The sequence below is a fragment of the Streptomyces sp. BE20 genome (genome assembly GCF_036322525.1).
GTDB lineage: Bacteria > Actinomycetota > Actinomycetes > Streptomycetales > Streptomycetaceae > Kitasatospora.
Genome location: NZ_JAQYWW010000578.1, coordinates 1 through 24,787, shown reverse-complemented (window position 1 = coordinate 24,787; position 24,787 = coordinate 1). Strand labels below are relative to the sequence as shown.

The window sequence follows — 24,787 nt, the reverse complement described above, 5'->3', positions numbered from 1 at the left end:
GAAGTCGGCGACGGCTTCCTCCAGCCGGCCGGTCTGGCGGTGGGCCTCGCCCCGTTCGGCGAACGCCCAGGCGTACTCGGGGTTGAGGGTGAGGGCGGCGGTGAGGTCGGTGACGGCTTCGTCGGGTCGGCCGGCCTGGCGGTGGGCCTGGCCGCGCGAGCCGAGCGCCCAGATGTCCTCGGGGTCGACGGCCAGGACGGCACTGAGGTCGGCGACGGCCTCCTCCAACCGGCCCGTCTGCCGGTACGCCTCGCCGCGCTGGACCCGGGCCCAGGCGTACTCGGGGTCGAGGGCGAGGGCGGCGGTGAGGTCGGTGATGGCTTCGTCGGGTCGGCCGGCCTGGCGGTGAGCCTGGCCGCGCGAGCCGAGCGCCCAGGCGTCGTCGGGGTCGAGGGCCAGCGCGGCGGTGAAGTCGAGCATCGCCTCCTCGGCACGGCCCGCCAGTTGGTGGGTCTCCCCGCGCCGGGCGAGCGCCCAGGCGTTGCCCGGGTCGAGGGCCAGCGCGGCACCGAGATCGGCCAGGGCCTGCTCGTAGCGGGCGTGCCAACTGTGCACGCGGCCACGGTAGGCGAGCGTCTGGGAGAGACCGGCCGCGGTGGCGACGGCCAGGTCGAGGTCGGCGAGCGCGTCGTCGTCGCGGTCCTCGATGAAGTTCTGGTAGCCCCGGTGGGTGAGGGCCCAGGCCCGGACGCGGGCGGGCAGGACCGGGGCGGTGAGCACGCCGAGGGTCTCCAGGACCGGCTGCTCACCGGCGGCGGCCGACTTGATCAGGTCGGCCCAGCGGGTAAGGTCGGCGTCGGCGCTGTCCTGGGCGGCCTGGTGGAGCATCTCCGCCCACACGGCCAGGGCGTCCGGGGCCTCACCGGCGGTCCGGGCGGTGTGTTCGAGGGCCGCGGGCAGACCGGCCAGCGGATCCGCGCACAGCCGGTGGTAGGTCTCGTTGAGCAGGTGCCGGCGCCACCGCGGGTCTGCGGTCCGCCGGGACACCTGGAGGTGCTGTTCCGCCGACGTCCGGGCGGCGGCGTGGTACTCGGCGAGGCGGGAGTGGGCGGCCGTCCACAGCCGGGGCGACTGCGTGCGGCGACGGCGGAGCATGCTGGTGCGGACCACGGCGTGGTACTGCCGGAAGTCGCCGTGCCCGGCCACGAAGGGCTGGCCCAACAGCCATTCCCAGGTGGCCGGTTCGGCGTCAGGGACGGCGCAGGCGAACAGGTCCTGGTTCAGTTGCAGCGGCAGCGCCGCGGCCACCACCGTCTCGCGGCGCTCGGGTTCGGCGATCCACTGGAGGAACCGCACGACGGCCTGGTCGACCACGTCCGCGCCGACGTCGGCGACGACGTCGACCGCGCCGGGGTCGGCGTGCGCCAGGAGGGCGACCAGCAGCGGCAGCCGCATCGACATCCGGAGGACCGCGTCGACCACACCGGGATCGATGACGCCCCGGGCGGCGAGCAGGTCGCGGGCCTCCTGCTCGGTGAACACCTCCAGCGGCACGTCCACCAGGACGGGCCGCCACGGCGCCCACTCGCGCTCGGCGAGCTCGTCCCGCCCGGCGAGGACGAAGACGACCTCCAGCGGCAGGGCGCCGAACGCGTCGTCGATGGTCTCCCTCAGCCAACCGTCGAGGTAGCGGCCGGTCACCTCCCAGGTGTCGAGGAACAGCACGATCCACGGTCGCCGTGCCCGGTCGCGCTCGCAGATCCGGCCGAGTTCGGCCACGAAGGCGCGGCTGAGTGCCGACTCGTCCCCGTCGCCGCCGCGCCGCCGCTGCCGCACGCCCGCGACGAGGCGGTCCGCACCCTGCGCGACGGTCTCCGGACTGGCGATGGCCGCGACCACGCCCGCCCCCGGCAGCACCGAGGCGGCGCCGAACGCCGCCTGTGTCACGAGCCGTGCCGGCAGCGACGCCGCCTCCGCGCCGGGCGACTGCTCGGGCACGCGCTCGGCGGAGGCCTGCAGCGCCCGCCGGTACTGCTCGACCGCCTTGTCGAACTCCCTGAGCGGGCCGGCCTGTTCGGCCAGCTGGCGGGCGAGTGCGGTCAGCGTGGTCTCGACGCCGTGGACGTCGGTGTCGTCGACCAGCGCGGTCAGTGCTCCGGCCCGGTGGGCCGCCTCCCGCCACTGCGCGAGGAGTGTCGATTTGCCGACCCCGCCCACCCCGCGCACGTGGAACAGGAAGTCCGCCGGGTCCGGCCCGGCATCCGGATCGGGATCCTTGCCGAGGTTCTCCACGAACAGGGCCAACTGCGCCCGTCGGCCGATGAACTGGGCCCCGGCCCGCTGCCGCACCGCCTCCGCACGCGACAGTCGCCTCTTCGCCTGTGCCATTCCCACCCCCTGCCGAGACCGGCCGGCCGCGGGCCGACCGTGGTCCGGCCACCTGCCGTCAGGTCGCCCTGCGGGCCGTCGACCGCGGGCCGTCGACCGCGGGCCGACGGCCGCGCGCCCGAACCCCGTCGGAACGACGGTAGTGAATCGGGCCCGGGGATGTCTCTACTTTCGGCGGTCCCCGGCGTGCACCGCCGGGCGGGGCTCCCGCCGGGCGGTGCACGCCCCGGACGCCGTCCCGGGCCGCGGTGCGGCGGCCCCGGGCGGACGGGTCTACAGGACCTCGATGTCGAACGTGGCGGAGTTGTCGGCCGGGGTCGGGTCGCCGGGGAGGGCGACCTCCACGGTTCCCCGGAGGACCTCCGGGGCCATGCCCGAGGCGACGGAGATCCGGACCTCGGCGCCGGCGGTGGCACCGGCGTCCAGGCCGGCCGGGAACGTACAGGTCACGGTGTGGCCGTGCGGTCCGGTGGAACAGGTGCCGCCCGGGGCCGTGCCGGTGCCGACGACCCCGGGCGGCAGGTGGACGGCCAGGGTGAACGGTTCGGTGGTGGCGATGCCACCGATGTTCCTCACCACGGGGTGCAGGAACGTGAAGCCGCCGTCGTGGACGGGCGCGGGATCGGAGACAGTGACCGCGAGGTCGGCGCCGCAGACGGTGGCCGCCGCGACCGGACCGGCGGTCAGGAGCACCACCGCGCAGGCGGCCTGGAAGGATCGGTGGAACAGGTTCTCGGACATCGCGCTCACCCGTTTCGTCGCTGCTCGGGCGCGGGCCGGGTCCGGCCGCGCCACCGTCAGCATCGACGTGCCCCACCGCCGGGCGCGCGGGACACGGCGGCGGACCACTCGGACGGGTGGGCGCGCCCGTGGGGGTGCGGGGTGCGGGGTGCGGGGTGCGGGGTGCGGGGCGTGGGACCGTCGCCGGTGCCCGAACCCGTGCGCCTACGCCCGGGCCGGGCCCGGCGCCGCCCGGACGGCCGCGGCCAGGGCGCCGGCGAAGCCGCGGACCGCAGCCGACTCGTCACCGGCGCGCCACACCAGGCCCAGGGCGGAGTCCGGCAGACCGGTGACGGGCAGGTAGCAGAGGTCCTCGCGCCGGTGGTGGTCGGCGGTCGGCCGGCAGAGCAGCATGGCCCCCTGGCCGCCGGCGGCCAGCGAGAGGCCCTCCTGCAGGGTGCGGACCTCGGGACCGGTGGGGATCGGGACGCCGTCGGGCGTGCGGTCGGGCACCTGGGCCCGGCGCCAGTAGGCGGGCGCGGTACGCGCCAGGTCGATCAGGGTCGTGCCGGCGAGCTGCTCCGCGTCGACCGAGGCGGCCCCGGACCACGGGTGGTGGTGGGCGACCGCGAGGTAGTGCGGCTGCCGGGAGAACACCAGCCCCAGGGTCAGGTCCTCCTCGACGACCGGCAGCAGGACGACCGCCGTGTCCACGTCGCCCCGGCGCACCGCGCCGAACGGGTCGGCCAGCGGGAGTTCGGTGATCTCGACGGCGCAGTCGGGCCGTTCCCGCCGGAACGCGGTGACGGCGGCCGTGAAGCCGGCGCCGGCGCTGCCCTGGAACCCGACCCTCAGCAGCCCCCGCACCCCCTGCGCGGACGCGCGGGTCGCTCGGTCGACCGCGCCTCGCAATGCCGCGTAGGCGGGGGCGAGTTCGGCCAGAAAGTCCTTCCCGGCGGGAGTCAGCCGCACCCGGCGGCTGGTGCGGTCCAGCAGTCGGGTCCCGATCCGGCGCTCCAGCGAACGGACCAGCTGGCTGACCCGGCTCTGCGAGACCAGGAGCCGCTCGCCGGCACGGCCGAAGTGGAGCTCCTCACTGACGGCGAGGAAGCACTCCAGCTCCCGCAGGTCCGGACTGCCCATGGCGGGGACTCCTCTCGGCGCGCGCCGGTCGCCCGGAGCGCGAATGTGGCGGATACGGCGGATGCGGCGGATGTGACGGATGTGGGATGTGCGGACGTGCGGACGTGCGGACGTGACGGCGGGCGAATCGATCGATGAGCCCGACTCATGGAAGCGTGAGTGATCCGTCCTTGTTCCCACCTGCGCCGACGCGTTGGCTGGGACGCATGGCAGAGCACTCCCTGACACCGACCGCCGCCCCGCGGCCGCCCTTCCCGCCCTCGTCCTCGTCGCTCCCCTCCGCCCCGGTCGCGCGCCCGCCGGGCGGGTGGCCGGCCGTCCTCGCGTTGGCCGCCGCGACCTTCGCCGTCGTCACCTCCGAGATGCTGCCCGTCGCGCTCCTCACCCCGATCGGCGGCGCGATGGACGTCACCGAGGGCACCGCCGGACTGACGCTCACCGTCACCGGGCTGGTGGCCGCCGTCTCCGCCCCGCCGCTCACGTCCGCGCTCGGCCGGTGGGACCGCAGGCGGGCGCTCTGCGTGCTGCTGGTCCTGCTGGGGGCCGCCAACCTGCTGGCGGCGTGGGCGCCGGTGTTCGCGGTCATGGTCGCGGCCCGGGTCCTGGTCGGACTGGCGATGGGCGGTGTCTGGTCGCTCGCCGCCGGGGTGGCGGTCCGGCTGGTGCCGCGCGCCTCGGCCGGGCCGGCCACCGCGACGGCCTTCAGCGGCGTCGCGCTCGCCTCGGTCCTCGGCGTCCCCGCGGGCGCCTTCCTCGGCGGGTCGGCCGGCTGGCGGGAGGCCTTCGCCGTGCTCGGAGGTCTGGCGCTGCTCGTCGCCGCAGCCGTGGCGCTGCTGGTCCCGCCGCTGCCCGCCGAACGCGCGCTCGGCCTGGGCGGGGTCCTGCGGCTGGCGGCCGTCCCCGGGGTGCGGACCGGGCTGATCGTCGTCGCCCTCCTGGTGACCGGGCACTTCGCCGCGTACACCTACGTGAGTCCCGTCCTCGAAGAGGTGTCGGGTGCCTCGGCCGGGCAGGTCGGCGTGCTGCTGCTGGTCTACGGGGCCGGGGGGATCGTGGGCAACTTCGTGGCCGGCGCCGTCGTGGGCCGCGGTGTGCGGGCGTCGGCGGCCGGGATCGGTGCGGCGCTCGCCGTCAGCGTCCTGGCGCTGCCCGTGGTCGGCAGGGGCGTGCCGGGCGCGGTCGTCCTGGTGGCACTCTGGGGCCTGGCGTACGGGGGCGTGTCGGTGACCACGCAGACCTGGCTCACCCGGGCCGCCCCCGACGCGACCGAGGGCGCGTCGGCGCTGTTCGTCGCGGTCTTCAACGCGGCCATCGCCCTGGGCGCCCTGGCCGGCGGGCGGATCGTCGACGGCCTCGGCCCAGCGGCCGTGATGTGGCTCGGCGGCGTCCTCGTCGCGGCGGCCCCGCTGGCCGCCGCCCTCCTCCCCGGTCCGCCCACCGTTCCCGGTCCGCCCGCCCCTCCCCGCGGGTGACGAGCGGGGAGGGGCGGGCGGACGGCTCCGGTCCCGCCGGACTCCGGGGCCGTGCAACTGCCCCGGGTTGCTGCCGGGTCCCGACACCCGGGCGCCGGGACCTTGCGGGCAGGGCGGACCGGGCGGGCCGGGGTTGTCGGAGGCCGCCCGTAGGCTGGGGGCGCCGCCGGAAGCGCGGTCAGGGGAACGGTCGGTCGAACGGGTCGGGGGAGGGAGCGCGGTGGAACCCGGACCGTCGCTCTACGAGCTGGCGTTCGTCGCCGGCGGGGCGGAACGCGTCGTGGACACCGCCCTGGTGCGGATGCACCGGGAGGGGCGCCCGCGCCCGGGTGGGAGCCGGCCCCGGCTCCGGACGGCGCCACCTGACTCACCCTCAGGAGGTAACTTCTCACCCGTTCGCACCGTTCGGCTTGCGAGAATCCCACCCTTTCCACGTTCGTGTGCAAACGTGTCTCCGCCCGGACCCGTCCGGGTTGGCGGAAGCCAGCTACTGAACCCTTGACCAAGGAGAACCTGAGATGTCGGTTCGTGGAAATCTCCGCAAGTTCGCCGTGATCGCGACCGTCGCCGCTGCGGCTGCCGTCGTCACGCCGACCGTCGCGGTGGCGCACGGCGGGGGCCACCAGCCCTCCGCGCAGTCGGGCCTCCAGGCCGGCAACGCCGCGGTCGGCCTCGTCGGTCCGCGCGCCAACTGGCTGCAGTGGTTCGACCGGAGCAACGGCTGATCCACCCCCGCGCCCCGGAGCTCCGGCTCCGGGGCGTTTTCCTTTGCCCGAAGCCCCGAAGCCCTTTGTGGCTCGGGCGGTTCGGGCGGTTCGGGGGCGGTTCGGGGGTGCGCCTACTCGGGCTTCGTGGCGCGGAGCGAGTACATCAGCGGGACGCGCGGCCGGCCCTCGGGGAAGCGGTAGCCCGCGTTCTGCTCCAGGACGGGGAACCGGGCGAACAGCGTGTAGTCGTACTCGTGCAGGAACTCCAGGCGGAGTCCGGCGGCGGTGAGGGCGCTGATGACCTCCCCGAGACCGTGCTGCCACTCGACCGTCACGTTCGCGGTCGTCGCGGCGTTCTGCTCGGCGTAGGTGCCGGGCTCGTCCCAGACGGTCGGCCCGTCGTGGAAGTAGTCCAGCTCGACGGTCCGGCCGTCCTCGGCGAGGGTGTCGCCGAACGGGTGGAACTCGGCGAGGTAGAGGAAGCCGCCCGGGGCCACGAGGGAGGCCGCCGTCCGGGCCCAGCGCTCGATGTCCGGGAGCCAGCACAGGGCGCCCAGGCCGGTGTAGACGATGTCGAAGGTCTGCGCGTCGAGCACGTCGACGGCGTCGTACACGTCGGCGGTGACGAACCGGGCCGTGGCGGCGCCGATCCGGTTCGCGACGTCCCTCGCGACGGCGACGGCCGGTTCGGAGAAGTCGAGGCCGGTGACGGTGGCTCCGCGCCGGGCCCATGCCAGGGTGTCCAGGCCGATGTGGCACTGGAGATGGACCAGGGTCTTGCCGTCGACGTCACCGACCTCGTCCAGTTCGAAGTCCCGCAGCCCGCCCTTGCCGGCGACGAAGCCGGGGATGTCGTAGAACTCGCTGGCGGCGTGGATCGGGACGCGCTCGTCCCAGTTCGCGCGGTTGGTCGCGCGCCAGTCGGTCGGTGCCGGAGTCTTGGTCATGACAGGCACGCTAGTCAGCGGTCGGAGCGGTGCTCAAGCCGTTTTGTGCCGTCCGGCCGAATCGCCCCCGCCGGGCCCCGTCCGGCCCGCCGCGTCGGGGCGGCCCGGTCGGCGCCCGGTCGGCGCCCGGCCTCGTGCGGGCTCAGCCCAGGGTGACGGTGAGGACGTCCTCCTCCCGGCTGATGTGGTCGATCGCGATCTCCCCGGTGGCGCCGTCGTAGGCCCCGGTGCCTCCCGTGACCGCGAACGTGTGGGACCACTGCCTGGGCGCCGTGAGCACCTCGGTCAGCGCGGGCAGCGGGCGGGGAAAGGCGGTGGCGGCCGTGAGCGTCCCGTCGGTCAGGCGGAGGACCAGGGTGGCGATGACGAGGGCCCCGTCCGTCCCGACCGTGACAGGCAGGCAGTGGGCGCTCTCGGTGCCGGCCGGACTCCCCTCCGCGTCCAGGAGTTCGTAGTGGACGAAGTACGGCGTGCCGGTGGTGAGGACGTCCGGGATGTTGGCCGAGGCGCGTCTGCCGGTCAGCGTCAGGGTGCGGGCCCGCCGGGCCGCGCGGGCCGGCGCGGCCAGGCCGACGGTCGCGCCCGCGCCGACGGCTGCCGCCGATGCCATGCGCAGGGCGTTCCTGCGGTTGAGGGGGGTCGTCATGTCGTGGGTACCTCGTGTTCTCGGGTGCGCAGGCACCGGGGCCCGTACGTTCCGGTGCTCGGGTGCTCCGGTGCCCGTACGGTCCCCGGGCCGGCGTGGTGCCGGGTCCGCGCGGCTGCGCGGACCCGGGCGAGGGGGCGCGCGGGCCGGTGAGCGGGCGGCCCGCACCCTCCTCGGACACGCGCCTGCCTTCCCGCTCCGGGGTGCGCCTACCGTCGTCCACGGGGGATTCCCCCGGACGGTGGAGGCCCCATCGCGGTTCGGCGACGGTCCGCGGCGCGCTCACCACCGCCCCGCCCACCGTGGACGGCACCGCTCGCGGCGCCGGGTCGGTCGTGTCCGGCGTGGCGACCGTGACCGCCCGGCGCCGTCCCCGTGCCACCCGGCGCGGGGACCGGCCGTCCCGTATCGGCCGAACCGGGGCACCCGCGGGCACCGCGCGTTAGGCTGCCCGCATGAGCAGCGGCGACCACGAGCACCGCGTCGGGCCGGCGGGAGTCGTCGGGACCGTGGCGGGCGGGAACGCGGCCGAAGGACACGGCGCACTCCCGTCGTTGGACCGGCTCGCCGGTCTGCTGGTGGCGGGCGGCGTCGCCGTCCTCAGCGGCGCCGGCCTGTCCACCGAGTCGGGGATCCCCGACTACCGGGGTCCGACGGGCAGCCTGCGCCGCCACACCCCGATGACCTACCAGGACTTCCTGGCCGCCGAGGGCAACCGGCGGCGCTACTGGGCGCGCAGCCACCTCGGGTGGCGGACCATCGTCGGGGCCCGTCCCAACGCGGGCCACCACGCGGTGCAGCGGCTGCGCCGGGCGGGGCTCGTCTCCGGGGTCATCACCCAGAACGTCGACGGCCTGCACCGGGCCGCAGGCACGACGGACGCCGTCGAGCTGCACGGCTCGCTCGACCGGGTGGTCTGCCTGGACTGCGGGCGGACGACCCCGCGCGAGCGCCTGGACCAGCGCCTGCACGCCCTCAACCGCGCCTTCCCCGCCCAGGTCCGGGCCCTGGCCGAGACCGTGCCGGCCAACCCCGACGGGGACGCCGACCTGCCCGCCGAGCTGGCGCAGTCCTTCCGGATCGCCCCCTGCGAGGTGTGCGGCGGAGTCCTCAAGCCCGATGTGGTCTTCTTCGGCGAGAACGTGCCCGTGCCCCGGGTCCAGCACTGCTACGACCTGGTCGACGACGCCCGCGCGCTGCTCGTCCTCGGGTCCTCCCTGAGCGTCCTGTCGGGTCTGCGTTTCGCCCGTCGCGCCGCCCGCACCGGCAAGCCCGTCGCGATCGTCAACCAGGGGCCCACCCGCGCCGACGACCTCGCCGCCGTACGGGCCGACCTCCCGCTCGGTGCCGCACTGGCCACCCTGGCCGACCGGCTCGGCGCGCCTGTGGCGCCCTGACGTCCCCCGTCCCGGCGCGGCGCGTGGCCGGGCTGGGCCCGTCGGAGGACCCTGCGGAGTGTTGCGCCCGCCCGGCCCGGGGCGGTCCGCGCACAGTGCGTCATGACCTTCACCCGGACCACGGCGGTCACCGCCGCCGTGCTGACCGTCGCGGCCGTGACCGCCGCCGTTCTCCCACCCGCCCCGCAGGCCGTCGCGGGTGCACCCCCGGTGGCGCGCGCCTGCGTCCGCTCCGATCCCGCCGGTGACGCCCGGGCCCGCGAGGTCCTCGACATCGCCCGGCAGGTCAAGGACGAGCTCGACCTGAACTCCGTCGTCCTGCGCGTCACCGTCGACGGCCGCGAACTGGTCACCGGGGCGCTCGGCGAATCCATGACCGGGGTACCGGCCGAGCCGGACATGCACGTCCGGGCCGGCTCGGTGGCGTTCCCCTTCCTCGGCATCGTCCTGCTGCAACTCGCGGAGGAGGGCCGGGTCGGCCTGGACGAACCGGTGTCGCGCTGGCTGCCCGGCCTGCCTCGCGCCGACGAGATCACCCTGCGGATGCTCGGCGACTCGACCTCCGGGCTCGCCGACTACGTCACCGACCCCGGCTTCCTCGCCGCGATCTACGCCGACCCCTTCCGGCACTGGGACGCCGACGAGCTCGTGGCCATCTCCACCAGCCACCCGTTCTGGTACCGCCCCGGCTCCAACTGGAGCTACTCGCACGCCAACTTCGTCCTGCTCGGCGCAGCCCTGGAGAAGATCACCGGCACGCGCCTCGACCATCTCCTCCGAGAGCGGGTCACCGGCCCGCTCGGCCTGGACCAGACCGTCAACAACTACACCCCCGACATCCCCACCCCCGTGCTGCACGCCTTCACGGCGTCGCGCGGCACGTACGAGGAATCCACCTTCTGGAACCCGTCCTGGACCACCGCGCCCGGGGCCGTCCTCGTCACCGACATCTGCGACCTGGCCCGGTCCGTCGAGGCCGTCGGGACGGGCGAGCTGCTCTCCCCGGAAGCGTTCCGGACCCAGCTCGACCCCGGAACCGTCGGTCTGCCGGGCCCCGGCCCGGACTGCCCGGAGACCGTCTGCCTCCCGCAGACCGCGGCCCGGCACTTCGGGCTCGGCGTCATCGTCTCCGACGGATGGATCCTGTCCAACCCGTCCTTCTACGGCTACGCCGCGATCGAGGCCTACCTGCCCGTCGAGCGCCTGGCCGTCGCCGTGACCACCACCAAGGGCTGCGCCAGCCCGGACCGCAACACCGCCCAGGACGTGGCCGGCCGCATCGTCGACCGCCTCGCCCCGGACCACCCCCTCACCCTCGGCTGAACCGTCCGCCGAGGGCGGGTGCGCGGGCGACGCGTCGGTGGTGCCCGGTCCGGACCCGCGCGGGTCCGGACCGATTCGGATCGCGCGTCGGGGCGTGCCCGCCCGGGGGGGCATGGCGCATTCGATCCCAGATCTCTGGGATCGAACCGCCCTTCGTACCCGCCTACGGTGAGGGATGTCCGCCTACGCGAAGTCCCGGCGCCCGCCCGGTGATTCTGTTATGCGGACACGACAGCCCGGTCGGAGGCGCTGTGAGATCATTCCGGTATGTCTAGACCAATGCTTGAAGTGATCGCGTTGGACGCGGGGGACGCCCGGGCTGCCGAGCACGGGGGTGCGGATCGAATCGAACTGGTTAGTGACATGGCGAGGTGGGGGCTGACGCCGTCGGCGGAGACGGTGCGGGAGGTGCGTGCGGCGGTCGACCTGCCGGTGCGCGTGATGGTGCGCGAGGCGGACGGCTTCGCCGCGGGCGAGGTTCAGGTACTGCGGGAACGGGCCCGGGAACTGCTGCGTGCCGGGGCGGAGGAGTTCGTCCTCGGGTTCCTGACGCCCGACGGCACGGTGGACCTGCCGGCCGTCGAGGCCGTGCTGGAGGTGCTGGACGGGCGTCCGTGGACCTTCCACAAGGCGATCGACTTCGCCGACGACCGATCGGCGGCCTGGGCGGCACTGTCCGGACTTCCCGGGCTCGACGCGGTGCTCAGTTCGGGGGGCCGGGAGGGCGTCGCGGAGGGCCTCACCACCCTGCTCGCCGAACACCGGGCGCTGGCCGGGCGCGGTGTCCCCGGCGAGCGCGGGGCCGTGCCCCGGCTGATCGCCGGCGGGACGCTGCGCGAACCGGAGGCGGCGCCGTTGCTCGCGGGCGGTGTGAACGCCTTCCACGTCGGCACCCGGGCCCGCCCGCAGGGCAGTTGGGACCGCCCCGTCGACCCTGCTGCGGTTCGGGTGTGGGCCGAGCTGCTGGGGGGCGCGTCGTGACCGAGCCGGGCGGGCCCGCCGCCCCTCCCGGGCGCGGAGCCGCCCTCGCGGTGACGGTGGTCGCCGAGGGCGAGATGCACCGTCACGGGATCGCCGGCATGCTCCGCGCCCTGCCCCTGGTGGGGGAGGTGACCACCAAGCCGCACGACCGGATCGGTTCGCCCGTCGAACTCTGGCAGGCCGACGTGGTCGTCCTGGTCTGCGCCGAGGAGGTCGCCCCGTGGGCCCGGGCGGTGTTCGCCACCCCGCGCGGTGAGGCCCGGCTGCTCGTCCTGCTCGGCGCCAACGCCGCACGGGAGCCGGGATCCTGGGCCACCGCCCGGGTCGACGGCTTCCTGCCGCTGGAGCAGCTGACCACCGCCGTCCTGGAGGATTCGCTGCGCCGGCTGGTGCTCCGCCGCCTGCCGGCGCCCGGTCGGGTCCGAACCGGTCCGCGGGTGCCGGACCAGCGCGGCGGCCTGCCGGGGGTGGCCGGCGGGGCGCTGACCGGGCGGGAACGGCAGACCCTCGGGCTGCTCGTCGAGGGGTTGAGCAACAAGGAGATCGCCGCCCGGCTGGGCATCTCGGTGCACGGTGCAAAACGCCACGTCACCATGGTGCTGGCCAAACTGAACTGTCCCAACCGGACGTTGGCGGTGGCGATCGCCCTGCGCTACGGGATCGTCGACCCCGTCGGTGCTCAGGAGACCGGCACCGGCCCCCGGGTGGCGACGAACTCGGCGATGTAGTCGGGCAGGGAGATCCTGGGCTCCCAGCCGAGCTCCCGTGCCAGGGAGTTGTCCGCCCGGCCGCCGACCCGCTCACCTCTGCGGGCCGTCACCATCTCGATCTCGGTCCCGAACATCCGGGCCACGTCGACCAGTCGGTGCTCCTCGCCCCGGCCCAGCAGGTAGCCGTCCCCGGAGCCGCGCTCCGCGCACAGCAGCAGCCCCTCGACGATGTCGTCGATGTGCGTGAAGTCGCGGCTCTGGGTGCCCGGTTCGACCACCGTCAACGGCAGGCCGGCCCGGAACTGCTCCTCGAAGATGCCGATCACCGTCGCGTAGGAGCCGGTGGCGATCTGGCCGGGCCCGTAGACGTTGTAGAAGTACGTGATCACGTGGTCCAGGCCGAACCACTGCGCGGTGTTGCGGATGTACTCGATGTTCTTGGCCTTGGTCCAGGCGTACGGGTTGAGGTGCTCGTCCCGGCCGTCGTTGCCGAACTTCGAACTGGACGCCGCGTACACCAGCTTGGCGCCGTGCAGACGGCAGAGCCGGACCACCTCCTTGGTGCCGCGCAGGTTGAACTCCCAGACACGGTCCGGTTCTTCGAAGGACTGCGGAATGCGCGAGTATTCGCCGAGGTGGTACACCACGGTCGGCGGGGGCAGGCTCCGATCGGTCCACAGGGTGACCACGTCGGCCGTGTCGCCGTGCAGGTAACGCACGTTCGGGTGGTCCACGTGACGCTCGGGCGTACCCGTGAAGTAGTTGTCCACCGAGACGATCCGCGCCGAGGGGTCGGTCGCCACCAGGCTGCCGATCAGCCTGCCGCCGACGAAGCCGGCCCCTCCGGTCACCAGGATCGTCCGTTCTGCGGGCCGTCCGGTCATCAGGCCCTCCTCCTTCCGGTCACCGGCCATCTCAGGCCGCCTCCTTCCAACCCAGACCGCGGTACGTCCAGCCGGCCGCGTGCCACGCCTGGCGGTCCAGGCAGTTGCGGCCGTCGATCACGAGGCGCCCGCTGACCAGCGGCGCCAGCGCGGCCGGGTCGGCGGTGCGGAACTCCGCCCACTCGGTGAGCACGCAGAGCAGATCGGCGTCCGCGCAGGCCGCCTCCAGGCTCTCCGCGTAGGCGAGTTCGGGGTGGCTGCGACGCGCGTTCTCCCGGCCGAGCGGGTCGTAGACCCGCACCAGCGCACCGGCGCCGTGCAGCATCCGCGCCACCGCCAGCGCGGGCGCGTCGCGCACGTCGTCCGAGTCGGGCTTGAAGGTCGCGCCGAGGACGGCGATCCGGCTGCCCGCGAGCTCCGGTCCGGCCGGGCCGGCGGTGCGGTCCAGCAGCTCCCCCGCGAGCTGCAGAACCCGCTCGCGGCGGCGCTGGTTGATCAGGTCGACCTCGTGCAGGAACCGCACCGCGGCACCCGCTCCGAGCTGGTGCGCACGTGCCTGCAGGGCGCGGATGTCCTTGGGCAGGCAGCCGCCACCGAAGCCCACCCCGGCCCGCAGGAACTCGGGTCCGATCCGGGAGTCGTGGCCCAGCGCCCTGGCGAGCGCGGCGACGTCCGCCCCGGACGCCTCGCACAGTTCGGCCATCGCGTTGATGAACGAGATCTTGGTGGCGAGGAAGGCGTTGGCGGCCGTCTTGACCAGCTCGGCGGTGGCGAAGTCGGTCTCCAGGACGGGGATCTCCCGGCCCTCGCGGGCGGCCAGCTCGTGCACGCCGTCGTGCACCCGGGCAAGGGTCTCGCGAGCCCAGTCACCGCGCGCGCCGACCACGATCCGGTCCGGGCGCAGCACGTCGTCGACGGCGTGCCCCTCCTGGAGGAACTCCGGGCACCAGGCGACCTCGGGGTCGGCGTCGTCGGGTGCGTGCTTGCGCAGTAGCCGCTCGATCCACTCGGCGGTGCCGACCGGCACGGTGGACTTGCCGACCACCAGGGCCCGGCCGTGCAGGTGCGGGGCCAGCGTGCGCACCGCGGCGGCGACCTGGTCGAGGTCGGCGCCGGTGCCGTCCGGCCGCTGCGGGGTGCCGACGCACAGGAAGTGCACGTCGGCCCCGGCGGCCGCGACGGCGGGGTCGGTGGTGAACTCCAGCCGCCCGGAGGCCAGTCCGCGCCGGACCAGCTCGGTGAGGCCGGGCTCGTGGAAGGGCACCGTGCCGGCGTTGAGGGCGGCGACCTTCGCGGTGTCGACGTCCAGGCCGATCACGTGGTGGCCGAGTTCGGCGTAGCAGGCGGCGTAGGTGGTGCCGAGGTAGCCGGTCCCGAGGAAGGACAGCCCCGGCCGGTCGTGTACGGAATGGTCGGGAGGCATGGGTCTGGTCATTGCTCCTCACTGCTCCTGATCGCTGCTCGTGGTGCGAGGGGTGAGAGTGGTGCGGGTCGTGCGTGGCGTGCTTGTGCGGGTTGTGCCGCGCGGCGTGCTGCGGTGCCGCGGTCGGGAGTCGCGGTCCTGCTCACCGGGCCCAGGGCATCGGTGGGACGGGCGCGAAGGTGGTGGTGGGACGGATGACGGCGCCGGGTCCCGCCCCGGAGATCGCCAGGGTGAGTTCCAGGACGTGCAGGGCGTGGTCCGGCGGCAACCCGGTCGGGCGTGATCCGCTTGCGGCGACGGCGAGTTCGGCCACCCCGCGGGCGAAGTCCATGTCGTGGGTGCCGGGGTAGCGGAAGGGGCGCGCGGGGCCCTCGGCGGGCGGCACGGTCTCCGGGACGCCGTCCGGGTGCCGGCGGACGGTGACCGGCGAGTCGTACTGCCAGGAGTCGGCGACGGTCAGCAGGCCGTCGTCGCCGATCACCCGCAGCGAGTAGTCCTTGGGCGCGTGGATGCTGGTGGTCAGCCGGGCCGTCACCCCGCTCTCGAACGAGAGGACGGCGAGCGAGAAGTCCGGTGCGAGCGGAGTCCCGGGTGGGACATGGGGGTTGGGGGCGAGGAGGGTGGCGAAGGCGGTGAGCTCGCGAACCGGGCCGAAGAAGGCGGTCAGCCAGGTCAGCCAGTAGCCGGCGTGCTCCACGGTGCACCCCGTCTCGAACTCGTCGAGGTAGGGCCAGGGCGCCCCGGACGGGCTGATCCACTCGTGGAACGGCATCCGCAGGATCGGACCGTCGTCCAGTTCGGCGTAGACCAGCCGGGGCGTCCCGATGCGGCCCTCGCGCAGGGCACGCCACGCCGTCTGCGCGGCGGTGCCGAGCAGCCCGCACGGTGCCGAGGCCAGCCGAAGGCCGCGCCCGGTGGCGAGTTCGACCAGCTCACGGGCCCGTTCGAGGTCGGTGGCCAGCGGCTTCTCGACGTAGACGTGCTTGCCGGCCAGCAGGGCGGCGCGGGTCACCTCGTAGTGGCTCTCGGGGTTGGTGAGGTTGACCACGGCGTCGACGGCAGGGTCGGCGAGCAGCGCGTCGAGGCTGCGGTAGCCGGGGACGCGGTGGTGGGCGGTGAAGGCGGCGCTCCGCGCCGGGTCGCGGTCGTGGACGCCGGTCAGGCGGAGGGACGGGTGGTTGGGCAGGGTCGCCGCGTAGAGGTCGGCGACGTAGCCGCAGCCGACGAACGCGACACCGAACGGCGCGGTGCCGTCCTGGTGGTCCCGGAGGTCGAGGTGGTCCTCGGGCACGGGGTTCACTCCGTTCCCCGGCCGCTGCCGTCGGTCGCGGTGGCGCTCGTGCGGGTGCCGGGCTCGGTGACCGCTTCGCCGCCGTCGGCCCGGCCGTCGCTGCCGCTCTCCGCGCGGGCGTGGTCGCCGGTGCGGTGGTAGCGGTCGTCGCGCTCGAAGCGGCAGAGCACGGCGGTGGCGTCGTCCTGGTGCTTGCCGGGGAACCGGCCGGGCGCGGTGCGCAGTTCGGCGGTCCGCACCCGTTCGACCAACTGCACCGGGCCCTCGGCCTCCAGCAGGTCGAGCAGGTCCGGCCAGGAGCAGTCGTAGCGCTCGACCAGGCGGGCCGCGCCGTCGGTGAGCAGCGCGGCGGCGGAGAGCGACGCCACCGGACGGCGTCCGACCAGGGCCTGCCGGGCCGCCTCCGGCCTGGGGCCGGCCACCCAGAACCCGCCGGGCCGGTTGCGGTGGCGGCGGAGTTCGGCCCAGGGCAGGTGGATCAGGCGCTCCAGCCGGTCGTCGGTGACCGCGTGGACGGCGCCGGAGTGCTCGCGCAGCGCCACCGTGGAGTCGCCGAGCACCAGGTGTTCGACCGTGTCGCCGGTGAGCCGGAGCAGGGCGAGGGTGGCGGTCGGGCTGCACGGGTTGTCGAGGTCGCAGGTCCGGCCGTGTTCGGTAGCGAGGTCGGTGAGCGCGTCGTGGAGGAGTTCGCGCGGGGGCTGGCGGGCGTCGGGGTCGTGCAGCAGGCCGCGGGCGAGTCGGGTCCCGACCTCGGCGACCAGCCACCGTACGTCGTGGCCGCAGCCGGTGCTGGCCCCGGGTTCGGCGGTCGCGCCGTCGATGACCAGGGCGAAGTGCGGTCCGGTGAGGACCAGGTCCTCGTTGGCGCCGCCGGGGGAGGGGATGCTGGCGGCCTCGGTGGAGAACGGGACGGTGCTCATCGGCCGCCCCCGGTCGCGTCGTCGGCGTGCGCCGCGGTCGCGGGACCGGATTCCGCGGCGGAGGCGGGTCCGGCGAGCGGCCCGGGGCCGGACCGTCGCGCGGTGCGGGGGCGGGGCTCGGCCTCGTAGGCCAGCCACTGGGACCAGGCGCGAAGGCCGTCCGCGAGCTCCGTCCGGGGCCGCCGGCCGAGCACGGCGACGACGTCCTCCGGTCCGCCGGCCCGACGGTCGTCCGAGCCGTTCGTCTCGGCGCCCGGCGCCCCGACCGCCCCGGTCACCTCGACCGGGACCGGGCGGACCGCGGCGGAGGCCGCCTCCGCGAGGTCGGCCACGCCCATCGGCCGTACGCCGCGGACGTCCACCTGGCCCTCGGCGGGCGGCAGGCGCAGCGCCCGGTCCACCGCCTCGGCCAGGTCGTCGACGAAGACCGGCCGCCAGCGCCGGCCCGGCTGGTCGGGGATCCGGATCGGCCGGGCCAGCAGCGACCCGCGTACGGCCTGCTCCAGCACCGAGCCCGACTGGATGCCCGGCCCGTAGACCAGGTCGTGCCGGAGCACCGTCGCGCCCGGCACCGGTCCGAGGGGCGCCGCTCCGGTCGCGTCGACGAGCAGCACCACCGTCCCGACACCGGCCTCCTCGGCGGCTGCGAGGGTGACCCCCGCGGCCGTCGCCCGATGCACCGGATCGTCGGCGAGCACCTGGAGGACGGCGGCGGCACCGGACAGCCCGGCGCCGGGCTCCGCGTGCCGGACGCCGGGGTACTCCGGGCCCTGCCCGCCCCACAGGGTGACGTCCCACTCCCCGTCGGCGAGTGCGCGGGCCAGGGCCGCCGCCAGCTCGGAGCCGTCCGCGTCGCGCACGTCCTGCGCGCCGTGGACGTCATGGACGTCGGCCGCGTGGGCCACGCCGGCCACGCCTGCCGGGACGGCCGCCGGGGCGGCGGGAGCGGTCGGGGCCGTCGGCTGCGCCCCGGGGCCGGACACGACGACGCGACGCGCCCGGGCCGGGCGGGCGGGGCCGCCCCCGGTCGGCGCGGCGCCGAGCCGGGCGCCGGCGGCGAGCCCTTCCGCGTACCCGGAGCGCGCCAGATCCAGGAGCCCGGGGCGCAGCCTGACGAGGTCGTCGTCGCCGAACCGGGTGCAGAGCCCGCCGGCGCCGAGCGTGGCGAGCGCCGAATCGGCGAGCACGCCGTCGGGGCCGGCGGCCGCCCCGGTCCGGGTGGCCGTCACCACGCCCATCAGCAGGGCGGTCTGCCAGTGGGCGAGCAGCGCGGGCCGGTCGACCTCGGCCAGGACGACGTCCCGGCCCGGAGCCGGTTCGGCGAGCAGGTCGTCGAGGCGCTTGGCGGTGTCCTGCGCGTCGAGGCCCAGCCTGCTCAGGTAGCGGTGGGCTTCGATGCCGGCCCAGCCGCTGTCGCCGAGCCGGGTGGCGACCTGGGCCCGGCCGTGCTTGAAGAACGGGATCGCGTCCAACTGCGCCAGACCGCCGTCGAGTTCCCACGACGCGCCGGGCGCGACCGGCGCGAAGCAGGCCGCACGCCGAGGCCCGTGGCCGCCGTTGGCGTGCATGCTCGGCACGTCCGCGTGGTCGGCGAGGTTCGGCGCGGAGAGGTACGTCGGCACCCCGTGCTCGCGCAGGTAGCGGCTCATGACCACGTCGTCGGCCCAGGTCGCACCGTGCTCGCGGGCGTACGCGCCGAACCCGGCGGCGACCGGGGCGGGCAGCAGCAGGACCACGGTCGGGGTGTACTCGCCGGTGGCGGGGGCCCAGCGGTGTCCGGAGAGCACGGCCAGGCGGACGGCGGCGGCGTTGCGCGACTGCCAGTGCGTGTAGAAGGACAGGGCGGCGTCGGGCGCGGCCTCGGCGGCGGCGCGCACGTGGTCGAAGAAGCCGGGGGTGAGCACCGCGTCGTCCTGGAGCACGAGGTGGTGGGTCGAGCCGGCCGGGACGGAGGACCAGGCCGCCACGGCGGTGCGCAGTCCGGTCGGCGGGCCGTCCGGCTCCGGGTCGAGCACCAGGTCCAGTTCCTCCGGCCGGCAGCGGCCGATCAACTCCCGTGCCAGGTCTGCCCGGCGCGGGTGCGTCATCACCGCCCCGCTGACCCGGACCCTGCCGCTGTGCACCGTGTCCATCCCCGAGCTCCCCTCCGTCGACGCCGGCGGGCTGTTCCCACCGGGCCGTTTCCGTGCCGGACCGTTCGCGTGCCGTGCCGTGCTTTCGCCTTGTCCCTGACGAGACTTCGCCGCGTTCGCGCCGCGTTCGCGCCGCGTTCGCGCCGCGTTCGTGCCACGACGGTGCCGCGGACGTCGGCCGCCTTCTCGCGCTGTCGTGCCCCGGGCGGGCCGCACCCGTCGTGTGCCGCCGATGCGGCGCGACGCCGTGCGGCGCGCCGGCACCGTCGTCGCGGTCGGCGCCGTTCCGTCGTCGTGCAGGGCGCCGCCCGCCGGTGCTCCGGAGCCGCTCGCCGACGTGCGGCGTCAGCCCCCCGGCCGTTCGGCGCCGCCCGACCGGTCCCGGCGGCATCGGCGTCGGCACCGGGCGTCGTGCCGGAGTCGTGATGCTGACACGTCGTCGGCCCGTTGCGGCATGGCCGGATGCGGCGCACGGCCGGGGTACCCGGTCGGGTACCACAGCCGCGTACAGACGTTCCGCCCGGCGTAGCGCTAACTTCGGCCAATGCCTCGACTGACCAGGGACGCCACCACGTGGCTCCTCTACGCGCAGATCGCCGCGTACGGGTACTTCGTCTTCGGATTCGGCCCGCTCGTGCCCCTGTTGCGCGACGAGCAGCACACCAGCCGCTTCGTCGCGAGCCTGCACGGCACCGCCTTCTCGCTGGCGATGCTGCTCTGCGCACCGCTGTTCCCGCGCCTCGTGGCCCGGTTCGGCCGCAGCCGGACGCTCTGGGGCGCGATGGGCGGGGTGGCCGTCGGCTCCCTGCTGCTCGCCCTGGCGCACGGCACCGTCCAGACGCTCGGCGCGACGCTGCTGACGGCCTTCTTCGGCTGTGTGGCGCTGACCGCGATCTGGCCCTCGCTGAGCGACCACCACGGTGCGGCGGGGCCGGCCGCCATCAGCGAGGCGAACGCGGCGATGTCCGGGATCGGGCTGCTGGCGCCGCTGATCGTCGGGGCCTCGGTGAGCGCCGACCTCGGTTGGCGGCCCGGTATCGCGGTGACCGCCGTCCTCGTGCTGGCGGTCGTGCTGCTCGGCCGGCTGCTGCGCCACCGGCTGCCCTCGGGTCACCAGGTGGCGGACGCGACGACGTCGCAGGGCCGGTCCGCCGGCGGACCGGCCGACCGGACCCCCGCCCCCGCCGTGACCGGGCGCGGTGACCCCCGGCTCTTCCTGGCCGCCCTCGGCGTGATCGTCGCGGTGGCGGGCGTCGAGGTCTGCCTGACCCAGTGGCAGTCCGACTACCTGCGCGAACACGCCGGGGTGAGTGCCGCCGGCGCGACCGCCGCCGGCGCGGCCCTGGTCGTCGGGATCTTCGTCGGGCGACTGCTCGGCGCCCGGTTCACCCTGCGCTTCCCCGCCGGGGCGGTCCTGCTCGGCTCGCTCGCGTTCTCTGCCGTCGGCTTCGCGCTGTTCTGGGCGTCGACCGCACCCGCCGTCGCGGTCGGCGGCCTGGTGGTCTGCGGCCTGGGGATGGCCCTGCAGTTCCCGATGGCCATCGTGCTGGTCCTGGACACCGCCACCAACGGGCCCGACGCCGCCTCCAGCCGGATGGGCTACGCCTCGGGGACGGCCTTCGGGGCCGCCCCGATGCTGCTGGCCGCGCTCTCCGACCGGATCAGTCCCGGCGCCGGGTTCCTGCTGGTCCCGCTGCTGCTGGCCGGCGCGGCCGTCCTGACCGTGCTGATCCTGCGCGCCGGTGTCCCGGCCGCCGCGCCGGCCCCTACCACCACCCCGGAGCTCCAGCCGTGACCACGACCGACCCCCTGACGCGCGCGTTGCCCGGGCTGCTGGGCGCTCACCACGCCGCCTACACCGTCCCCGACCTGGACGAGGCGGTCGAGTTCTTCACCGGCGTCATCGGCGCCATCGAGGTCTACCGGGCCGGGCCGGTGGAGGACGACGGCGACTGGATGGCCCGCCACCTGAACGTCCACCCGAGGGCCCGGGCCATGGTCGCGGTGGTCCGCCTGCCCGACGGACTGGAGCTGGAACTCTTCGAGTACGAGGCTCCGGACCAGCGCCGCGTCCAGCCGGCCAACAGCGACTGGGGCGGTCACCACCTGGCCCTGCGCGTCGCCGACGTGGACGCGGCCGCCGCGTACCTGCGCGCCCGTGGCGTGCGGGTCCTCGCCGACCCGCAGACCATCCACGCCGCCCACCCGGTGGCCGGCACCCGCTGGGTCTACGTCCTCACCCCCTGGGGCATGCACCTGGAGCTGTACGCCCCCGGCCCGTCCCGCGCGCCGGACGACGCCGTACCCGGTGCCGGTGCCGGTGCCCTGGACCAGGGCCGGGCGTGAGCCCGGTCAGGGCTTCGACTCTCCGCTTCGACGCCGACGAACACCGCCGGTTCTGCGAGTTCCCCGACCGTGCCACCGCCACCCTCGTCGAGCAGACGCCCGAGGCCCCGGCAGGATGACCGCCGAGGGCTCGGCGGAGCGCGCCGGCTCCGTGGCATCCGGCCGGGGAGCCTCCGCGAAAACCTGTTGGCGGACGACTGCGGCCACTGCTACGTTTCCGGAGGCCGTGCGAGAGACCGAGGAGGTGGTACCCGTGAACGCAGGATCGACATGGGTGCTCCCTTGCGGGGTCATGGTCGGGCGGTAGGTCGCCCGGGAGCGCCGTTCACGAGCACTCCCGAAAGGCATGACCATGCGTTTCACTTCCGAGCGGCGCCTCGACGACGGCGTCCTCGAACGCGAATTCACCCTCGGGGAGATCCCCGGCACCCTGTGGACCCCTGAATCGGCGGCACCGCTGCCGCTGATCCTGATGGCCCACAACAACGGCCTGCCCAAGAGCGCGTCCCGGTTGGTGGCCCGGGCCCGGCACTCCGCGGCGCACGGCTACGCGGTGGCCTCCATCGACGCCCCGGGGTGCGGTGACCGGCCCCGCTCCGCCGCCGACGACCGGGCCCGGGCCGACATCCGCCGGGCGGTGCAGGCCGGCGAGCCGGTCGACGAGATCTTCGAATCCTTCATCGGCCCACTGGTCGAGAGGGCGGTCCCGGAGTGGCGGACCACCCTGGACGCCCTCCTTGCTCTGCCCGGGATCGGCGGCCCGGTCGGGTACTCGGGGTGGACGGCCGTCGGCATCCGGCTGGCGGCGGTCGAGCCGCGCATCGCGGCGGCCGGGTTCTTCGCCGGGGGCTACGTGCCCCGCGCCCAGCGCGAGGAAGCCCGGCAGGTCACCGTCCCGCTGCTCTTCCTGCTGCAGTGGGACGACGAGGGGAACCCCCGGCAGCGGGCCCTGGACCTGTTCGACGCGTTCGGCGCCGAGGAGAAGACGCTGCACTCCAACCTGGGCGGGCACACCGGCACGCCCTGGTTCGAGGTGGAGGACGGGGTCCGGTTCTTCGGCCGGCACCTGAAGTGAGGCCGGGCCGCCGAGCCGTCGGCAGACGGTAGGCGGTGGACGGCGCCGGTACCCGCCGAGATCCCGGCGGGTACCGGCGACCGGTGGCCCCGGGGGCCGGGGGCCGCGTATCGAAGGCCCCGAGCCGGAGGGCGCGGTGAAGCCGCCGGAGAGATCCGCTCCTCCGGCGTCGCCGTCACCCTCGTCGTCCACGAGCAACAAGCAGCTCGGCCGCGGGCGGCACGGTCTCACCAGGGAATCGGCCCGTCCTCGGCGAAGAAGGCGCCCGTCGGGCCGTCCTCGCCCGCCGTCGCCAGGTCGACCGCCACGGCCGCGCCCTCCTCCGCCGTGCGTATCCCGGTGTGGCGGTTGAGGTCGGTCGCGCAGTAGCCGGGACTCACCGCGTTGACCAGGATCCCTTCGGCTCGCAGTTCACCGGCGTAGAGCACGGTGATCGCGTTCAGCGCGCTCTTCGAGGTGCAGTAAGGGAGGAGGATCGAGGAGTAGGCGGACCAGGGGCTGTCCGGGTCGGCCAGGTGGGTGAGGGAGCCGAGTTCGCTGGACATGTTGACGATGCGCGCGGCGGCGGAGCGGCGGAGCAGGGGGAGCATGGCGTGGGTCACCGCGATGACGCCGAACACGTTGGTCTCGTAGACCTGCCGGACGGTGGCGGCCGGGGTTTCACTCGGCTTCTGCGGTCCGGCGGCGATCGCGGCGTTGTTGACGAGGATGTCGAGGCGACCGAACGTGGCGTCGATGTGCTTGGCGGCGGCCTGGACCGAGGTCTCGTCGGTGACGTCCAGCGGAACGAACCGAACGTCGGCGCCGCCCGCGCGAAGCTCCTCGGCCGCAGCCTCGCCACGCTCGGCGTTGCGGGCGCCGATCAGCACGGTGATGCCGCGGGCTGCGAGCCTGCGCGCCGTCTCCTTGCCGATGCCCTTGTTCGCGCCGGTGATCAGAGCAGTCTTCTGCGAAGTCGTCATGGCACCCAGCCTCCCCTCACCCAGGGGCGGCAGGGAAAGACCAGAAGACTCTGGATCTATAGTCCGCAGATATGAGTGAGCTAGAGGTGCGGGAGCTGAGGTACTTCGTCGCGGTCGCAGAGGAACTGAACTTCAGCCGGGCCGCGCAACGCCTGGGGATGGCGCAGCCCCCGCTGTCGAAGGCGATCGCTCAGATGGAGTCCCGGCTCGGGGTACGCCTGCTGGAGCGCACCACCCGGCAGGTGAGGCTGACCAACGCCGGTCAGGTGCTTCTCGACCAGGCCCGGATCGCGGTCGACGCGGTGCACGCGGCGGCCCGGCGAGCACGCCGGGCCGGTCAGCCGACACCCCAGCTCGTCGTGGCGGTCAAACCGGGAGGCGACGCCGGGCTGCTGCGGGAGATCCTCGCCGCCTACCGGGGAACGGGTTCGCATCTGCCGCCGCCTGAAGTCGTCGTCGGTGGCAGCGGTGAGCCGATCGCCATGCTGCGGGACGGCCGTGCCGACGTAGCGCTGCTCCGCAGCCCGTTCGACGGTCAAGGGCTGGACTCCCAGACGCTCGTGGTCGAGCCGCGACTGGCCGTCCTCCCCGCCGCGCACCGCCTGGCCGGACGCCGGCGACTGCGGTTGGCCGACCTCAGGGGCGAACCGATCCCGCGCTGGAAGGGGGCCGCCCCCTCCACCACCGCCTACTACACAGGATGCGACGGAGCGGAACCGGGCGACGGCCACCCAGGCCTGGCGCCGGACGACACTCTTGAGGGGCCGCTCGTGGCCAGCGTCGAGCAACTCCTGGAGGTGGTCGCGCTGGGGCAGGCGGTGGCGTTCCTGTCACGCTCCACCACCGAGCGGCACCAGCGCCCGGACATCGCATACCGGCCGGTCACCGGCCTCAGCCCCAGCGCGGTCATGGTCGCCTGGCCGGAGACCTCGCGATCCGCAGCCGTCGCCGCCTTCGTCCGAGCCGCCCACGACGTCGCCACCCACCACCCCGACCACATGACCGTGCCGCGGCCGGTTCGGTCCGCCGGGCGGTGACGGACGCCGGGTCGGGCAGTGCCGGCAACTCGCCGTCGGTCGGCGGGTGCAGGCGGAACCCCGCCTCCGGCGCCGCCAGTACGGCCCGCACGTCCAGCGCGGCGCCTCGACGTCCGCACGGGAGCGCAGCAGGGTCCTGGCGGAGGCTGCGACCTCACGGGCGGACCGGGACGCAGAACGGGGGTGGCAGCCGTGGAACGGTTGCCCCCGTTATGTTTTTCGCGGTCCTGCAAGAGGGCCGCTGGCCTCCGGGCCCCGGCATGACTGTGTCCCCCTGTCGAAGAGATGACCTGGGGGGTGGTGTCACCGGGCCCGGAGGTGTCGTCGGAGACGCTGATGAGAG

General features: G+C 75.0%; 22 protein-coding genes. 11 read left to right on the top strand and 11 right to left on the bottom strand.

Annotated features, from left to right (window positions below):
• The 3 genes from PUR61_RS10330 to PUR61_RS10320 form a co-directional block, all read right to left on the bottom strand.
• On the bottom strand, nucleotides 1–2,328 hold a 2,328-nt coding region (locus tag PUR61_RS10330; RefSeq protein ID WP_329878047.1), incomplete at its 3' end, for a tetratricopeptide repeat protein.
• 273 nt (nucleotides 2,329–2,601) lie between these two features.
• Nucleotides 2,602–3,069, bottom strand: a complete 468-nt coding sequence (locus PUR61_RS10325; RefSeq protein ID WP_329878045.1) for a hypothetical protein — start codon at nucleotides 3,067–3,069, stop codon at nucleotides 2,602–2,604.
• 204 nt (nucleotides 3,070–3,273) lie between these two features.
• A complete protein-coding gene (locus tag PUR61_RS10320) occupies nucleotides 3,274–4,191 on the bottom strand; it encodes a LysR family transcriptional regulator (protein ID WP_329878043.1) in 918 nt (305 codons plus the stop codon).
• 206 nt (nucleotides 4,192–4,397) lie between these two features.
• Between PUR61_RS10320 and PUR61_RS10315 the strand changes: the two genes are divergently transcribed.
• Nucleotides 4,398–5,663 (top strand): MFS transporter, encoded by a 1,266-nt coding sequence (locus PUR61_RS10315; RefSeq protein WP_329878041.1) that lies wholly within the window; start codon nucleotides 4,398–4,400, stop codon nucleotides 5,661–5,663.
• Nucleotides 5,664–6,181: 518 nt separating this feature from the next.
• Nucleotides 6,182–6,388 carry a hypothetical protein gene (locus PUR61_RS10310; protein ID WP_329878039.1) on the top strand — a complete coding sequence of 69 codons (207 nt, stop codon included), beginning with the start codon at nucleotides 6,182–6,184 and terminating at the stop codon, nucleotides 6,386–6,388.
• Between the two features lie 113 nt (nucleotides 6,389–6,501).
• Here PUR61_RS10310 and PUR61_RS10305 read toward each other — a convergent pair whose 3' ends face one another.
• Both PUR61_RS10305 and PUR61_RS10300 read right to left on the bottom strand, forming a co-directional pair.
• The gene (locus tag PUR61_RS10305) at nucleotides 6,502–7,317 is read right to left on the bottom strand and encodes a class I SAM-dependent methyltransferase (protein WP_329878037.1); all 816 of its coding nucleotides are present in this window, start codon (nucleotides 7,315–7,317) and stop codon (nucleotides 6,502–6,504) included.
• A 142-nt stretch (nucleotides 7,318–7,459) separates the two neighbouring features.
• The gene (locus tag PUR61_RS10300; protein WP_329878035.1) at nucleotides 7,460–7,963 is read right to left on the bottom strand and encodes a hypothetical protein; all 504 of its coding nucleotides are present in this window, start codon (nucleotides 7,961–7,963) and stop codon (nucleotides 7,460–7,462) included.
• A gap of 455 nt (nucleotides 7,964–8,418) precedes the next feature.
• On the opposite strand from PUR61_RS10300, the gene PUR61_RS10295 reads away from it, so the two are divergent.
• The 4 genes from PUR61_RS10295 (at nucleotide 8,419) to PUR61_RS10280 (ending at nucleotide 12,392) form a co-directional block, all read left to right on the top strand.
• Complete coding sequence (locus PUR61_RS10295) at nucleotides 8,419–9,360, top strand: NAD-dependent protein deacetylase (RefSeq protein WP_329878033.1); 942 nt, start codon at nucleotides 8,419–8,421, stop codon at nucleotides 9,358–9,360.
• Nucleotides 9,361–9,462: 102 nt separating this feature from the next.
• The gene (locus tag PUR61_RS10290) at nucleotides 9,463–10,683 is read left to right on the top strand and encodes a serine hydrolase domain-containing protein (protein WP_329878031.1); all 1,221 of its coding nucleotides are present in this window, start codon (nucleotides 9,463–9,465) and stop codon (nucleotides 10,681–10,683) included.
• Between the two features lie 279 nt (nucleotides 10,684–10,962).
• Nucleotides 10,963–11,664 carry a copper homeostasis protein CutC gene (locus PUR61_RS10285; RefSeq protein ID WP_443035144.1) on the top strand — a complete coding sequence of 234 codons (702 nt, stop codon included), beginning with the start codon at nucleotides 10,963–10,965 and terminating at the stop codon, nucleotides 11,662–11,664.
• Nucleotides 11,661–12,392 (top strand): helix-turn-helix transcriptional regulator, encoded by a 732-nt coding sequence (locus PUR61_RS10280; RefSeq protein WP_329878027.1) that lies wholly within the window; start codon nucleotides 11,661–11,663, stop codon nucleotides 12,390–12,392. Before PUR61_RS10285 ends, PUR61_RS10280 begins: the two co-directional genes overlap by 4 nt.
• Here the strand turns inward: PUR61_RS10280 and PUR61_RS10275 are convergent.
• The 5 genes from PUR61_RS10275 to PUR61_RS10255 all read right to left on the bottom strand — a co-directional run bounded on the left by PUR61_RS10275 (nucleotide 12,344) and on the right by PUR61_RS10255 (nucleotide 19,024).
• On the bottom strand, nucleotides 12,344–13,288 hold the full coding sequence (locus tag PUR61_RS10275) for an NAD-dependent epimerase/dehydratase family protein (protein ID WP_329878025.1): 945 nt from the start codon (nucleotides 13,286–13,288) through the stop codon (nucleotides 12,344–12,346). The genes PUR61_RS10280 and PUR61_RS10275 overlap by 49 nt on opposite strands.
• A 1-nt stretch (nucleotide 13,289) precedes the next feature.
• A complete protein-coding gene (locus tag PUR61_RS10270; protein WP_329878023.1) occupies nucleotides 13,290–14,693 on the bottom strand; it encodes a UDP-glucose dehydrogenase family protein in 1,404 nt (467 codons plus the stop codon).
• A gap of 130 nt (nucleotides 14,694–14,823) precedes the next feature.
• Nucleotides 14,824–15,972, bottom strand: a complete 1,149-nt coding sequence (locus tag PUR61_RS10265) for a Gfo/Idh/MocA family protein (RefSeq protein WP_329878021.1) — start codon at nucleotides 15,970–15,972, stop codon at nucleotides 14,824–14,826.
• A gap of 5 nt (nucleotides 15,973–15,977) precedes the next feature.
• Nucleotides 15,978–16,892, bottom strand: coding sequence for a protein phosphatase 2C domain-containing protein (locus PUR61_RS10260; protein WP_329878019.1), 915 nt, complete (start codon nucleotides 16,890–16,892; stop codon nucleotides 15,978–15,980).
• Nucleotides 16,889–19,024, bottom strand: coding sequence for a hypothetical protein (locus PUR61_RS10255; protein ID WP_329878017.1), 2,136 nt, complete (start codon nucleotides 19,022–19,024; stop codon nucleotides 16,889–16,891). Before PUR61_RS10255 ends, PUR61_RS10260 begins: the two co-directional genes overlap by 4 nt.
• A gap of 544 nt (nucleotides 19,025–19,568) precedes the next feature.
• Here PUR61_RS10255 and PUR61_RS10250 point away from each other — a divergent pair.
• The 4 genes from PUR61_RS10250 to PUR61_RS10235 all read left to right on the top strand — a co-directional run bounded on the left by PUR61_RS10250 (nucleotide 19,569) and on the right by PUR61_RS10235 (nucleotide 22,445).
• Complete coding sequence (locus tag PUR61_RS10250) at nucleotides 19,569–20,819, top strand: MFS transporter (RefSeq protein ID WP_329878015.1); 1,251 nt, start codon at nucleotides 19,569–19,571, stop codon at nucleotides 20,817–20,819.
• The gene (locus tag PUR61_RS10245; protein ID WP_329878013.1) at nucleotides 20,816–21,370 is read left to right on the top strand and encodes a VOC family protein; all 555 of its coding nucleotides are present in this window, start codon (nucleotides 20,816–20,818) and stop codon (nucleotides 21,368–21,370) included. Before PUR61_RS10250 ends, PUR61_RS10245 begins: the two co-directional genes overlap by 4 nt.
• The gene (locus PUR61_RS10240; RefSeq protein ID WP_329878011.1) at nucleotides 21,367–21,489 is read left to right on the top strand and encodes a hypothetical protein; all 123 of its coding nucleotides are present in this window, start codon (nucleotides 21,367–21,369) and stop codon (nucleotides 21,487–21,489) included. Before PUR61_RS10245 ends, PUR61_RS10240 begins: the two co-directional genes overlap by 4 nt.
• A gap of 233 nt (nucleotides 21,490–21,722) precedes the next feature.
• Complete coding sequence (locus PUR61_RS10235; RefSeq protein ID WP_329878009.1) at nucleotides 21,723–22,445, top strand: dienelactone hydrolase family protein; 723 nt, start codon at nucleotides 21,723–21,725, stop codon at nucleotides 22,443–22,445.
• Between the two features lie 227 nt (nucleotides 22,446–22,672).
• Here the strand turns inward: PUR61_RS10235 and PUR61_RS10230 are convergent, their stop codons facing one another.
• Nucleotides 22,673–23,407, bottom strand: a complete 735-nt coding sequence (locus PUR61_RS10230; protein ID WP_329878007.1) for an SDR family oxidoreductase — start codon at nucleotides 23,405–23,407, stop codon at nucleotides 22,673–22,675.
• A gap of 71 nt (nucleotides 23,408–23,478) precedes the next feature.
• On the opposite strand from PUR61_RS10230, the gene PUR61_RS10225 reads away from it, so the two are divergent.
• Nucleotides 23,479–24,444, top strand: coding sequence for a LysR family transcriptional regulator (locus PUR61_RS10225; protein WP_329878005.1), 966 nt, complete (start codon nucleotides 23,479–23,481; stop codon nucleotides 24,442–24,444).
• Nucleotides 24,445–24,787 lie beyond the last annotated feature (343 nt).